The organism is Prosthecobacter fusiformis (assembly GCF_004364345.1).
In the GTDB taxonomy this organism is placed as follows: domain Bacteria; phylum Verrucomicrobiota; class Verrucomicrobiia; order Verrucomicrobiales; family Verrucomicrobiaceae; genus Prosthecobacter; species Prosthecobacter fusiformis.
The window spans coordinates 185,617-199,714 of sequence record NZ_SOCA01000007.1 but is presented as its reverse complement, the minus strand read 5'-3'; the positions used below and the strand labels follow the sequence as shown (position 1 = coordinate 199,714).

Here is a 14,098-nt window from a genome sequence, read left to right as displayed (position 1 = left end):
GTTCTAGGTGGCGAAAAATCAAGCCAGCAGCAGGCGCTGGAAGAGCTCCTCGCCATTGAGCTGGATGCCGATGTAGAAATCGCCGAATTCCCCATATTGCGTGGTCACTTCGTCCCAGCGCATTTCATACACGATGGTTTTGATCTGGAAAATGTCGTGGGCAAAGAGGGTGACGCCCCATTCGTGGCTGTCCAGGCCGGTGGAGCCGGTGATGAGCTGGCGCACCTTGCCGGAGAATTTGCGGCCGGTTTTGGCGTGGCCACCCATCAGCTCGCGGCGTTTTTCGTATTCCTGCGCATACCAGTTGGCACCCACATTGCGGCGCTTGCTCATCGGGTAAAAGCACATGACCTGCCAGTCCGGCATGTTGGGGTACAGGCGGTCATTGAAGTATTTGTCCATGTGGCCTTTCCATTCGGCCATGCGGGCGATGTGGGCTTCGGAGCCGATTTCCAGCCCTTCTGTGCTGGCGATGCGGGCGGAGGCGACTTCTTCTTTTTCGCTATATTCCGTCCATTCGGTCATGGAGAGGTAGCTGTAGGTGGCGTTGAGGACTTCGGGGCCGAAGGCCTGGCCGAGTTCTTTTTCGAAGCGGTTGGCATCCTGGAGGTCTGGCGTTAGCAGCATGATTCCCAGATCTGCTTTGGGGCTTACCATGCTGAAGGTCAGGAGCTGGGTCTTCGGATGCGCACGAATGGCGGCCACAGTGGTGGCGAAGCGCTCGTGGCGTTCTGCCTGCTCCTCAGGAGTCAGCGCGGCCCAGAAGCCGTGGTCGATGTGATAAAAGAGGTGCTGTACGATCCAGCCTTCCTGAGGGATGATGGGGGACATGGTTAAATTTGCGAATGGGTTGACGGGGGTGATCCGGGCGGTAAATGAAGATGCAGCAGGGTCACACCACATCTCTTCATACGCTGGAATGGCTCCTGCTCAATGGGCAGGCGCAGGGAAAAGCAAAAAGTGATTGAAACCCCTGCTGTGAGAATTATTTATCCCGCCGCTAAATCCAAGATCAGGAGACCTTCAACATGGCAGACGCAGAAAACAAATATCCTCAAAACACCTCAGGCGCATACTACGTGGACGATCAGTGCATCGACTGCGATCTGTGCCGCGAGACAGCGCCTGCTAACTTCAAACGTGACGACGATGGCGGTCACTCCTTTGTCTTCAAGCAGCCTGAGACTGACGAAGAGCGCGAGCTGGCTGAAGAAGCCCTGGCTGGCTGCCCCGTGGAGGCCATCGGCCGCGACGGCGAATAAGGTTTCTGCCGGACAAGTCCGATTATTTTTTGGAAAAGCACAGCCTCGATGGGGCTGTGCTTTTTTGCTTTGGCCCCTTGGGCACCATGTCTTTTAGAAGTGGTGTCTTTGATGCGCCTCCAGCCAGTCCATGAGCTGGGTCACCGGCGCACGTTGGCGGATTTTCTCCTGACAATGGCGCGCGGCGTTTAGAAAAGCGGCCTCGGTGAGCAGCCGATGAAGGGCAGCCTGGACACGTGCGGGCGTGAAGGTGCGGGGTGTGAGGCCCAGCCCGGCCCCCAGTTTCTCCAGACGGTAGGCATTATCCGGCTGGTCATGGGCCATGGCCATGATGAGCTGCGGCACTCCGGCAGCGAAACCCTGGGAAAGAGTGCCGATACCGCCATGGTACACGAAGGCGGCGGCATGCGGGATGAGGGTGGAAAAGGGGGCATATTCCACGGCCAGAATGCTGGCGGGGAGATTGGCTGGCAGTTGGCTCAAATCACGAGTGGCGAAGATGGCCCGTCTGCCTAAGGCCGTGACGGCGGCCAGGGCGACCTCAAAAAAGTGGCGGGCCTGGATATTGGCGCTGCCGGGGGTGAAGACGATGGGTTTATCTCCCGCAGCCAAGAATTGGAGTACTTCTGCGCTCAGTGGGCGCTCCTGGGCGATGTCCTCCAGCGGGAAATCCCATTGCAGGGTCTTGGCGGGCCAGTCCGGCTGTGGTCTGGACAGCCAGGCTGGGAAGAGGGCCAGTACGCCATCTGGGGAGTGGGCCCAGTCCCACCAGACGCTGCGGGGCGGCGGCACGCCGTGGTTGGCACAGGCGGCCTGGATCTGCGGGGCGGCGAAGCGATCCGCCGGATTTGGCAGGCGCACCAGCCATTTGCGAAACCACAACGGCAGCTTGCCCAGGTGTTGCATGCCTGGCAGCAGGATGGGAATCTCGTAGGCGCTGATCATCACGGCGGGCTGCACATGCACGGTGATGAGCGGGATCCCATGCTTTTCCCGGGCCAGACGGGCACCAAAAACGGTGCAGGGAGCGATGAGCAGATCCGGTTTTTGGCTCCCTTGGATGAGGGATTCGATGAGCGTCAGGATGCGTTCTGTGCTTTCGCCAGCGTATTCAAAGACCAATTTGGTGCCTTGATAGAGCTTCCACACACGTGGGTCGGCGATGAATTGCTGAAATTCCTCCGGGGTGCCCATTGGGATGACATCCAGTCCGGCTTTGCGGGCGATTTCCTCAAACACACAGGCCACGATCATCGTCACCTGATGGCCCTGCGCCTTGAGGTGACGGCCCAGCCAGAGAAAGGGGAAGACATCACCCGCACTGCCAAAGGGGAGGAGAACTGCATGCATGAGAATCGGACGGTTGGGTTGGGAAACCAGGTTCATGGGAATCGAATATCGACCTGCCTGTCACCCGGAAATCTCTGCCCAATAGTTCTGAAGAGTTAAAAATCGCGATTTACGTTTTGATAATTACTCAATTGGGATATAATTTCCATATTGAAAAGATGTCTCTAGATTTATCAGCTCGTTTAACACCTGCTTTGCGACTGCCTGAAGCCTTCCAAAAGGACCAGGCATGAGCGGCTGTCTATGCACTTCCCTGTTATGAAACGCCCCCTCCTTCATCGTCTTGTTCTTCCCCTGGCTGCGATGGCCGCCTGGGTGGCCATCCCACGAGCGGATGCCAGCACCATCTTTTGGGAGAGCGGTTTCGTCGATGGAGATTTCCTTCTTTACGATGCGGCTGGGCAGCCCCTGGGCGGAGAGTTTTCTTTTGAAATTGGCTCCTTTGACAACGGCTTCGTGCCGACGGCTGAAAACCTCAATGACTGGGCGGCCAACTGGAAAGTCTTTGACCGGGCCTTCGATGCGACCCCGAATGATCCCGATGATGGAGATCCGGATGGATGGAGCGCAGGCAATGGCTTTTTCACCCGCACGGTGGAGCATACTGCCGACGAAGGCTCCAGCTCACCCTATGCGGACCCGGCGGATACCTTTCAGCAAGGGGAAACCGTTTACCTGTGGGTGTATAACACCAAGGACCGCATCACGACAACGGAGTGGGCTTTGGTGACGGATGGAGACAATGTGGTGGAAGATGCGGACAACTGGGTGTTTCCAGATCCCGCAGATCCGGTCGATGTTTCTTATACCTGGCAGTTGGACGATGCGGATGTGGCTCTCCATGGCAGCCTAAATGGCACCACTGGCGGTGGCCAGGCCTATACTCTCCAGACCAGCCTGGTGCCTGTGCCTGAGCCTGGATCCTTCCTGCTAGTGGCGATGACCGGCCTGGGCGTGCTGCTGAGCCGCCGCCGCCCGCGCCATAGCGCGCCTGCCCATTGATCGAAAATTTCCGACCGCACATGAGTCAAAGCATCCGTTTCACAGATGACCGCCGCAGCCGTTTTGGACGGATGCGGCTTTCGTCTTGGATGGGGGTGCTGGCCTTCGGATTTATTATGTTGATGGCGGGTGAGATGGCGGCGCAGACATCTGATTTTGGTGACTACAACGGCTTCAGCAGTGCCAGCAGCACTCGCAATTCGAACTTGAGGATCGGCGCTACGGTCGATGCTGAATCATCTGCGCAGACAAATTCCACGGCTACGGGAGATGATAACAATGGCTCTGACGATGAAGATGGCGTGACCTTGCCTGTCAGTGTGCAGCGCGGCCAGACGGGTTCCATTCAAGTGGTGGTGACGAATACGCGCGGCAGCACGTCTTACCTGTATGCCTGGATCGATTGGAATAACAATGGATCACTCACGGATTCCGGTGAGCAGGTCGGGGCGCGGACGACAATCAGCAACGGCACGTCGAACTCCACTAAAACGATCAGCTTTACTGTTCCTCAAACCGCCACATTGGGCACTGTCGGGTTGCGTGTCCGCCTCACGTCCAGTTCCAGCACCACATCCACAGGCAGCTCTGGCTCTGGGGAGGTGGAGGATTACCTGATCAATGTGACGACGAATCTGAGCGTCGGCAATCTGGTCTGGAATGATGTCAACGACAACGGCCTCTTTGACTCTGGAGAAAGCGGCATCAACAACGTACTGATCGAGCTATGGTCACCTGGGGGGGATAATGCCATTGGCGGGTCAGGGAACAATGCGGATACGAAAGTCGCCACCACCACCACGGCCAATGGTGGTGCCTATACCTTCACGAATCTGACGGCAGGGCGCTACTTTGTGAAAGTGCCGACTCCGCCTTTGTCCAGGACCAGCTTGGTGGTGGATTCCTCGGACAATGGTCAAGATCTAGACAATGATGCGTCTCAGCCGGGCGGGTCCGGGACGGCGGCGTATAGCGGCGTTTTCCAACTGGCAGCGGGCACGGAGCCTGGGTCCACCGGCACGGGCAATGCGGACAACACCATCGACTTTGGTTTCGTGGCCAACGTGGGCGCACCGTTTGTTTGCGATAATCGCTTTTACATCATGCAGAACGTGGAGACCAGCCCTGGATCAGGGAACTGGGACACCACGCTCAATTACATTGATTCGGACCAGTCATTGGTGCCCATTTTCGTCTTCAATGGAAAGAAGCTCAACGGTCTGGTGGCTTACGGCGGTTACCTTTATTGTGTGGACCAGAACGGTGGCAATCTTTACCGCATCAATGCGTTAGGCGTGCTTGTGGACATGGGCGGGATCGAGGGGCTGCCGAATTCTCCCACGGATGGCCAGTGGGGCGGTGGCACGGCTTTGACCTCGGGCCAGATGATCATCAACCGTTTTACCTTCAGCAATTCCAGGACGACACTCTATACGATTGATCTCGGCTCCGCCTCCCTGGTCGGCAGTCCGGTCGTCACCAAATACTCCAACACGGGAGCGAATACGACGGGGAACTTTGGGGACATCGTTTGGGATCCGCTGACGGATAAAATTTACGGTTACAATACGAATGACTCCAGCAACCTGGGGCTCTTTGAGATCAATCCGGTCACAGGTGTTTGTACACGGGTGGCTTCCTCCTTTTTATCCACCTTTGGTTCCCTGACCATTGATGCCAACGGCCTGGCCTACGGCTACGGTAGCCAGAGCAGCTCCACGGCCCAGGATACCCTTTATCTATTTAACCGAACCAACGGTGTGCTGAACGGCACGGTGACCACCGTCGGCACCGGGCCCACGGTGACCAACTCTGACGGTGCTGCCTGCCCTGGGGCTGCGCCTTCCATGAAGATCGGCAACGCAGTTTGGCAGGATACAAATAACAACGGCCTGAAAGACAGTGGCGAGCCAGGAATCGATGGCGTCCAGTTGCGGCTCTTTTTAGGGGGTGAAAATCCGCTGACGGCCACACCGGTTGCTACGACCACCAGCGCTGGCGGTGGTGTCTATTCCTTCAATGATCTCTCTCCCGGACAGTACTTCGTTTATATCCCCACACCGCCCGCGTCATTTCCGCTGAGCAGCACGACCACGGATACGGCGGACAATACGGATGACAATGATGACAACGGCACCCAGACCACCCAGGGGCAGCCAGTACGCAGTCCTCTTATCTCCCTCGGAGCCGGGACGGAGCCGACCAATGATGGTGATAGCGACAGCAATACCAACCTGACGATTGACTTCGGTTTCCTTGCCTGTCCCACGATATCCCTCAGTTCTTCTCAGCCGAATGCGATCATCAATACGGCCTATAGCCATACTTTTACGGCCAGCGGCGGCAGCAGCCCTTATACTTGGTCATTGGTCAGCGGTACGCTGCCAGCCGGGCTTAGCCTCAGCAGCGCAGGCGTTCTGAGCGGCACCCCGACAGCAGTCAATGGAGCAGGCGTCTCTGTGACTCTCCGGGCCACGGATGCCTTCGGCTGCCAAGCCAGTGCGGCCAGGACGATTGTGGTGCAGGCCATCTCGGATTTCGGGGACTATTCGTCTTTCCCCAGTGCCTCCAGCACAGTGAATAGCAATCTGCGCATCGGTGCGCTGGTGGATGCAGAAGCGTCCGCGACGACCAATACCTCCGCCACGGGGGATGACAACACGGGCAGTGACGATGAGGATGGTGTGGTGGTGCCTGCCGGTCTGGAACAGGGCACCGCCAGCAGCCTAACCGTCACGGTGACGAATGCCCTCGGCTCCACAGCCTATCTGAATGTGTGGATCGACTTCAATCGCAACGGCAGTTTGGCGGACTCGGGAGAGCAGGTCGCTTCCAATGTGGTTGTGGCCAATGGCTCGTCCAATTCTGCCAGAACGGTTAACTTCAATATTCCAGCCAATGCATCGCTGGGCACTACGGCGGTGAGGGCGCGCCTCACCAGTGTGAGCAGTCCAGGGCCTGATGGTGTGGATGGAACGGGGGAGGTGGAGGATCATGGCACCACCATCATTGTGCCGTTCTTGGACTTCGGGGACTTTTCAGGGTTTGGCAGTGCTTCCACCACGGCCAGCACCACCCTGCGGATGGGAACACTGGTGGATGCTGAAAGCAGCGCCACCACGAATGCCGCCGCTACAGGGGATGACATCACTGGCAGCGATGATGAAGATGGCGTCACCATGCCTGCGGGGATTGAAGTGGGGAAAACGGTGACGATTCCAGTATCAGTAGTGAATACCACCGGCGCGGCTGCTTATCTGCATAGCTGGATCGATTTCAACAATGATGGCGTGCTCAATGATGCTGTGGTGAGCAGCGGAGGCGAGCGTCTGGAACCAGCACGGGCCATCACGGGGGCGAATAGAGGCTCCATCCTCCGGGAGTGGTGGCTGGGCATCAATGGCACCATCATTACCGACCTGACCAACCACGCGACCTATCCGAACAGCCCGACGGGATCCGACCAGCGGACCAGCTTTGAAGCGCCGGTGGACTGGGCAGATAACATGGGCCAGCGGATGCGTGGCTGGGTCTATCCGCCGGTCACCGGCAGCTATACTTTCTGGGTAGCTGGGGATGATGAAACGAAGCTGTTTCTCAGCACAGATTCCACCCCGGCCAATGCCACGCTCATTGCCAATGTGCCGGGCTGGACCTCCTCCCGTGCATGGACCACATACACGCAGCAGAAGTCCGTGACCATCACGCTGCAAGCGGGGACACCTTATTACATTGAGGGACTGATGAAAGAAGGCGGCGGCGGGGACAGCCTGGCGGTGGCATGGGAGATCCCGGGCACAGGTTCCGGGCCGGTAATCATTGATGGCAGTTACCTCGCTCCATGGACGGCTGACGGGGCTTTCCTGGCCAGCCAGGACGTCACTTTCACCGTGCCCTTGAATGCCAGCGTGGGCACTGGGCGCGGGGTGCGTTTCCGCCTCAGCAACAGTGCATCCACCCTGGCGACAGGTGTGGCATCACTGGGGGAAGTGGAGGATTACATCGTGGAAATCCAGGCTCCTGCGATGGACTTTGGAGACTGGGATGGTGCGGCGGATGCCTCCAGCACGGCCAGCAATAACCTGCGCTTGGGGGCAACGGTGGATACTGAATTTTCCTCCACCCGCAATGCCACCGCCACGGGGGATGACAACACGGGCAGTGACGATGAGGATGGCGTGACCCTCCCCGCCAGCTTGAATCTGGGAGCCTCGGCCAATGTTTCTGCCACCATCACCAACAACTCTGGATCCACGGCTTATGTGAATGCCTGGGTGGACTTCAATGGCAATGGCAGCTTCACGGATTCTGGCGAGCAGATCGTGACGAATAGCTCGGTCACTACCGGCTCAAACGCCGTCGTGCGCAGCCTGAGCTTCACCACTCCGAATACGGCCAAGCCGGGCGTGCGCGGTGCGCGTGTGCGCCTGACCAGTGGGCAAAATCCAGGGGCGACAGGTGCTTCGGGTACGGGGGAAGTGGAAGACTATGTGGTGACAATAAATTGCCCTATTCTCTCTCTCAGCCCCGCCACCCTGACCACGCCGGTGGTGGGCAGCGCCTATAGCCAGACTTTCACGGCCAATGGAGGCACCTCTCCTTATACCTTCACCGTCTCCAGCGGCAGTCTGCCCGCGGGCCTGAGCCTCAGCAGCGGTGGATTACTGAACGGCACGCCGACGAATACCACCGCCGTGAATTTCAACATCACGGTTGTGGATGTGAATGGTTGCTCCATCACCAATTCGTATTCCGTCAGTCCCGTCTGCCCGGTCATTGCCATCAGTCCCTCTTCCGTGCCTATCCCGGCTGTCGGCACGCCCTATAACCAGACCCTGACGGGATCGGGTGGCTCAGCTCCTTACACTTATACCATCAGTGCAGGATCTCTGCCTCAGGGGCTAACGCTGAATAGCAGCAACGGCAATATCAGCGGCACGGTCAGCCAGGCGGGCGCGGTGTCCTTTGTCCTGCGGGTCACCGATTTCTATGGGTGCATCGCCACGCAAAGTTACTCTTACACACCGACCTGCCCGACCATCAGCCTCACTCCCACCTCGGTGCCAGCCGGGGCTGTGGGCACCGCGTATAGCCAGACGCTGACAGCTTCCGGCGGGGTCGGGCCTTATACCTATACGATCAGCTCCGGCACCTTACCCGCTGGGCTGGCGCTGAATAGCAGCTCCGGGGCCATTACCGGCACGCCGACAACCTCGAACGGCGCAGGTGTCGGTTTTGTGGTGCGCGCAGCGGATTCCCGCGGTTGTGCGGGCACACGGGCTTATACCATGAAGATCTGTCCGGTCATCGCGCTCTCGCCCACGACTCTCGCGGCTGCGACGGTCGGCACCAGCTACAGCCAGACCATCACCGCCTCCGGTGGTGCTACAGCTTATACCTTCAGCCTTTCCAGCGGCAGCCTGCCTACCGGCCTCAGCCTGAATGCCAGCACGGGTGTCATCAGCGGCACTCCCTCCAATACCACCTCCGCCAGCTTTGTGGTGAGTGTCTCGGATGCCAATGCCTGCATCGGTACTCGCAGTTATACTCTGGCACCCACTTGCCCGGCCATGACGCTGACACCCACGACCCTGCCCGCAGGCTCGGCGGGCAGTGCCTATTCGCAATCGCTGACGGCCACCGGGGGCAGCACCCCGTATGCCTGGTCCATCTCCAGCGGCAGCTTGCCAAATGGGCTGACTCTCACCAGCTCTGGAGTCATCACCGGCACGCCTTCCTCCGGCAATGGCGCAGGCTCCACCTTTACCGTCACCGTCACGGATACCTTCGGTTGTACAGTTTCACGCAGCTACACGGTGAAAATCTGCCCCATCGTGACAGTCAGCCCGAGCACTCTGACGAACCCCATCGTGGGCACGAATTATAGCGCGACGGTTTCCGGCTCTGGCGGGGCGTCTCCTTCTACCCTGGATGTCTCTTCAGGGAGCCTGCCTGCGGGATTGAGTCTGAATGCCAGCTCGGGTCAGATCTCCGGCATTCCCACCAGCAGTGCGGCTGCGAATTTCATCATCCGCGCCACGGATGCGAATGGCTGTATCGGCACGCGCGCTTATTCAGTGACGCCTACCTGTCCCACCATCAGCCTGAACCCCGGCACCCTGTCTGAGACGAACGTTGGCACTTCTTATAGTCAGACCATTTCGGCCTCCAATGGCACTCAGCCTTATACTTTCACCGTCATCAACGGTGCCCTGCCCACAGGCCTTCAAATCAATAGCAGCACAGGGGCCATCACCGGTATCCCCACCCAGCCTGGCACCTTTAATTTCTCCCTTCAGGTCACGGATACCTATGGCTGCTCCGTCACGCGAGCATATTCACATTTGGTCACCTGCCGCACCATCAGCGTGAACCCCGGTACGCTTTCGGACACCAACGTTGGCACTTCTTATAGTCAGACCATTTCCGCGTCCAATGGCAACCAGCCATATACCTTCAGCGTCAGTTCTGGCACGCTGACTCCAGGACTGACACTGAACAGCAGCTCGGGAGCCATCACGGGAAACCCTACCCAGGCTGGCACATTTAACTTCACCGTGGCAGTCACGGATGCGTATGGCTGCTCTGTCACACAGGCATACACGCAGTCAGTCACCTGCCGTGTCATCAGCCTCAACCCCAGCACGCTGACTTCCACCACGGTCGGGGCTTCTTATAATCAGACCATTTCCGCCACCAATGGTAACCAGCCTTATACCTTCAGCATCAGCTCGGGCAGCCTGCCACCGGGGCTCACGCTCAATAGCAGCTCTGGAAATATCTCCGGTGCGGTGACCCAGGCGGGCACATTCAGCTTCACCCTGCTGGTCACGGATGCTTATGGCTGCACCATCTCGCGTGCGTATTCCATCAGCGCCAGTTGCACCACAGTCACCATTACTCCCAGCAGCTTCCCGGCAGCGACGGTGGGCAGCAGTTATAGCCAGACGGTCACGGCTTCCGGTGGCACGGCTCCTTATACTTACAGCATCAGCAGCGGCAGCCTGCCTGCGGGCCTTTCCCTGAGCACCGGCGGCTCCGTCACCGGCACGCCGACGAGCACCACGCAGGCCTCCTTTGTGGTGAGAGCGCAGGATGCCAATGGCTGCGCAGGCACCCGGGCCTATGTGCTCACGCCGGGCTGTGCCGCTGTCAGCATCACCACGGCCACCCTGCCTTTTGGTTACCTGAACAGCGCCTATACCACCACGCTCGCGGCTTCATCTGGCGTGGCTCCTTATACGTGGACCCTCAGCTCTGGCACCCTGCACAATGGCCTGACCCTGAGCACTGCGGGTGTCATCTCCGGCACTCCCATTACCCTGGGCAGCCGCACCGTCACGGTCCGTGTGGCAGATGCTAATGGCTGCGCCACCACGCGTTCCTTGACGCTGACGGTTAAATCCATGTCCTTGGGCAATCTGGTGTGGCTGGACAGCAACAATAACGGCCTCAAGGAAACGGATGAAACCGGCGTCGCGGGGGCCACCGTGCAGCTCTTTACCCCTGGCACGGACAATGCCATCGGCGGCTCCGGCGGTGCGGCGGATACCCAGGTGGGGGCCAGCGTTGTCACCTCCTCCACGGGTGTGTATCTGTTCACCAATCTGCTGCCGGGCAATTATTATGTGCGGGTGACTGCCCCCGCAGGTTATACCCATTCTGGCGGCACACCAGCCACGACGGATAACAATGTGGATGGCAACAATGATGGCTCCCAGCCCGGAGGCATCGGCACGCCTTTATTTAGCCCCATCATCTCCCTACAACCAGGTGCGGAATCCATCACCGATGGCGATGCGGATGCAGACAGCAACCTGACCGTGGACTTCGGCCTCTGGGCTCCCCTGGCGGTCGGCAACCGAATCTTCATGGACATCAATGGGGATGATGTGATGAACCCCAACGAAGGCATCGAATACGCCTTTGTACAGATCTTCAATGCCGGTGCGGATGTGAACAATGATGAAGCGGTGAGCGCTGCCATCACGGATGAAAATGGCCGCTACCTCATCACGGGCCTCAATCCTGGCTCCTACTTCCTGCACCTGGCTTCCATCCAGTTCGAAAGCGGCGGCGTGCTTCAGTGGGCCAAGCCTCTGGCCAATGTGGTGCCGGGCGATGATGACGTGGGTCAAAATCTCCTGTTCAATGACAACCCGATTGTCAATGGGGCCAGCACCGCTGTCTTTACCTTGATCCCAGGCCAGCTCGCCGCAGGCACGGCGGAGTCCGGCTCCGAAGGCATGGCGGATGATGAGGGCGTGGATGCCAATACGGATCTCACGTATGACCTGGGGCTGGTCTGTCTGGACTGCTCCAGCTTTGCCTCCACGATGAGCGACGGCAATTCTTTCTCCATGGTAGGCCGCAGCATGTCTGCACCGCCGGAGGAGCCTTCCACCACTTTTGCAGGCTGGCAGTCGGAAAATGACCTGTCCGGTGCCAATGCGCCACTGGACAATCCAGATGCGGATTTTTATCCGAACCTGCTCGAATATGCATTGGGCACAGACCCTGCGGATGGCAGCAGCGGTGCGGGCCGTTTCCGCATTGAACTCCAGCCTGCGACGGGTGCCACCGATGTGGTCGTGAACCTTGCAGCGAGTGGTCGCCCGGACATTGTGGTGACTTTGGAAACCAGCCTGGATGCGCGAGAGTGGACGACCTCTCGTGTCACCGCCCAGACCAGTTACGACAAGCAGGGTGAACCGATTCAACGTTATGCCGGAGTGGACAGCACCGTCTTCGCCGGAGCGGCACGCGGCCTCGTGAGGCTGAAAGTGGCCCTGGATGCCGACCTCAACGGCAGCCCCGAAGCCACCGCCGTGACGCCAGCCTGGATGTTCAGCCGCGAGGCTTTCCCACCCGGCACCCGCAGTTTCTCCATGCCCCTGGAGCAACCTGAACTTTATGTCGGCATCGTCGCCCGTCGCGAGGGGGACCAGTCACTGAGTTTGACCGGCCTTTCCGGCATCAGCCTGGATGCGCCCATGATCCTTGAGATCCTCGATGGCAAGCAAGCTGGCCAACGCCTGACTGTGACCGCCCTGGATGGCAGCCTCGTCACCACTGCTGAGGCCCTGCCTGCGGAACTGGCAGGTGAGCGCGTGGCTCTGCGCTCCGCCTGGACCCTGGACCAGCTCCTGCCTGCGGATCTTTTTGTGAGCGGAGCCACTGCGGAGACGGCAGACCGCGTGCTTTATTATGACTCCGCCTCCAATGGCTTTGTCACCGCCTGGCTCAGTGCCTCCGGCTGGATCGGGACGGATAAAAAATCGCCGCTCCTTCTCCCGGGTCAGGCCGTGCTGGTGCAGGCGCGCACGCAGGAAGTGACTGTGCTGCAGGCCGGCCAGGTGCCCCAATTCACCGCGCCTCTGCTGCCACAATCCGGCACACGTTTCATCGCTTCGCAGCAGGTCCTGGAGAGGTCACCTGCGGATCTGAATTTGACGACTGCCGCTGGTTTCCCCGCCGGTGCAGAGCCTGCCAGCGCTACCCGCCTGCGCCTTTGGAAAGTCGACCAGGGAACCGACGAAACCGGTTACGATAACCTGTATCTGCGCCTCTCCTCTCCTGCCTCCCAATGGCTGCGGGAAGGGGACCCTTCCGGCCAGGACCTGACCGATGAAGACCTGCTGAAACCCTTCCACGGTTTCTTCCTGGTCCAGCCTGAGTGAACCCGCATTTTGCCGTCGCCCCCAGCGCAAGCACTACATTTGGCTGTCCCCCGGCCTGCGCAATTAAGCCCAGCAACTGTGGGTGTAAGCAAAGGAATGTTGTCGTTTTTGAGGGCGGCGTTAAGAAGGAGCAATAGCTTTCTGGCTACACAAGCCTGGGTCAAGCCACCATCCCATCGGGGTTCCGTCCATCATCCAACCCTCTTGATCCGCAATGAGTAGATGCAGATCCCTACTCCGCCCCGTATCCTCTTGCAGCCATGTCCCGTCTCTTTCACCTCTTCCTGCACCTCCTCTTCGGCGGCGTCTTTGTTTATGCAGGTCTGCTCAAGGCCTGGGACCCCGCCTCTTTCGTCATGGATGTCCGCAGCTTTGACCTCGTGCCGGACCCCTACGCCGCCTGGGTCGCCATGTTCCTTCCTTGGTTGGAGGTCTTCAGCGGCCTCGCCGTCATCACCAGCCTCTTTAGAAAAGGCGGCCTCCTCATCCTCAATACCAGCCTGCTCGCCTTCCTCATCGCCATCGGCATCTCCTGGCATCGCGGCATCGATATCCAGTGTGGCTGCTTCGGCAGCAGCCAGGCCAGTTCCAACTATCTCGACCTGATCCTGCGGGATGCCGCCCTCCTCCTCCTCGGCCTCTACCTGCAGCTTCGCCCCACCCGGCCAGCCGTCTTAAAATCAGACGCATGATAGCGCATCACGACCCGCTGGCTGCTGGGCCGTAGGCTGGATGTGTTTTGCGCAAACCGCCTCGTCCACGTCTGCTGCTCCCTTCGCAAAACTATCCGGCTAGTTCCTGAAC

The 14,098-nt window shown here is 59.1% G+C and carries 6 protein-coding genes; 4 read left to right on the top strand and 2 right to left on the bottom strand.

Features of this window, described 5'->3' with window-relative positions; all coding sequences use genetic code 11:
* Nucleotides 1-18 precede the first annotated feature (18 nt).
* On the bottom strand, nucleotides 19-831 hold the full coding sequence (gene hemQ / locus EI77_RS17060) for a hydrogen peroxide-dependent heme synthase (protein ID WP_243838910.1): 813 nt from the start codon (nucleotides 829-831) through the stop codon (nucleotides 19-21).
* Between the two features lie 197 nt (nucleotides 832-1,028).
* Here hemQ and EI77_RS17055 point away from each other — a divergent pair, with 197 nt between their 5' ends.
* A complete protein-coding gene (locus EI77_RS17055; RefSeq protein ID WP_133796505.1) occupies nucleotides 1,029-1,262 on the top strand; it encodes a ferredoxin in 234 nt (77 codons plus the stop codon).
* A 93-nt stretch (nucleotides 1,263-1,355) separates the two neighbouring features.
* Here EI77_RS17055 and EI77_RS17050 read toward each other — a convergent pair whose 3' ends face one another.
* Nucleotides 1,356-2,648: a glycosyltransferase gene (locus EI77_RS17050; RefSeq protein WP_133796504.1), complete on the bottom strand. Its 1,293-nt coding sequence runs from the start codon at nucleotides 2,646-2,648 to the stop codon at nucleotides 1,356-1,358.
* Nucleotides 2,649-2,870: 222 nt separating this feature from the next.
* Here EI77_RS17050 and EI77_RS17045 point away from each other — a divergent pair, with 222 nt between their 5' ends.
* The 3 genes from EI77_RS17045 (at nucleotide 2,871) to EI77_RS17035 (ending at nucleotide 13,986) form a co-directional block, all read left to right on the top strand.
* Nucleotides 2,871-3,614 carry a PEP-CTERM sorting domain-containing protein gene (locus EI77_RS17045; protein WP_166647316.1) on the top strand — a complete coding sequence of 248 codons (744 nt, stop codon included), beginning with the start codon at nucleotides 2,871-2,873 and terminating at the stop codon, nucleotides 3,612-3,614.
* Between the two features lie 20 nt (nucleotides 3,615-3,634).
* Nucleotides 3,635-13,294, top strand: coding sequence for a putative Ig domain-containing protein (locus tag EI77_RS17040; RefSeq protein WP_133796502.1), 9,660 nt, complete (start codon nucleotides 3,635-3,637; stop codon nucleotides 13,292-13,294).
* A 260-nt stretch (nucleotides 13,295-13,554) separates the two neighbouring features.
* Nucleotides 13,555-13,986, top strand: coding sequence for a MauE/DoxX family redox-associated membrane protein (locus tag EI77_RS17035; protein ID WP_133796501.1), 432 nt, complete (start codon nucleotides 13,555-13,557; stop codon nucleotides 13,984-13,986).
* Nucleotides 13,987-14,098 lie beyond the last annotated feature (112 nt).

Excerpts from the sequence above, each read along its gene's own strand:
- hemQ (WP_243838910.1), bottom strand. The coding sequence starts at position 831 with ATGTCCCCCATCATCCCTCAGGAAGGCTGGATCGTACAGCACCTCTTT.
- EI77_RS17055 (WP_133796505.1), top strand. The coding sequence starts at position 1,029 with ATGGCAGACGCAGAAAACAAATATCCTCAAAACACCTCAGGCGCATAC.
- EI77_RS17050 (WP_133796504.1), bottom strand. The coding sequence starts at position 2,648 with ATGAACCTGGTTTCCCAACCCAACCGTCCGATTCTCATGCATGCAGTT.
- EI77_RS17045 (WP_166647316.1), top strand. The coding sequence starts at position 2,871 with ATGAAACGCCCCCTCCTTCATCGTCTTGTTCTTCCCCTGGCTGCGATG.
- EI77_RS17040 (WP_133796502.1), top strand. The coding sequence starts at position 3,635 with ATGAGTCAAAGCATCCGTTTCACAGATGACCGCCGCAGCCGTTTTGGA.
- EI77_RS17035 (WP_133796501.1), top strand. The coding sequence starts at position 13,555 with ATGTCCCGTCTCTTTCACCTCTTCCTGCACCTCCTCTTCGGCGGCGTC.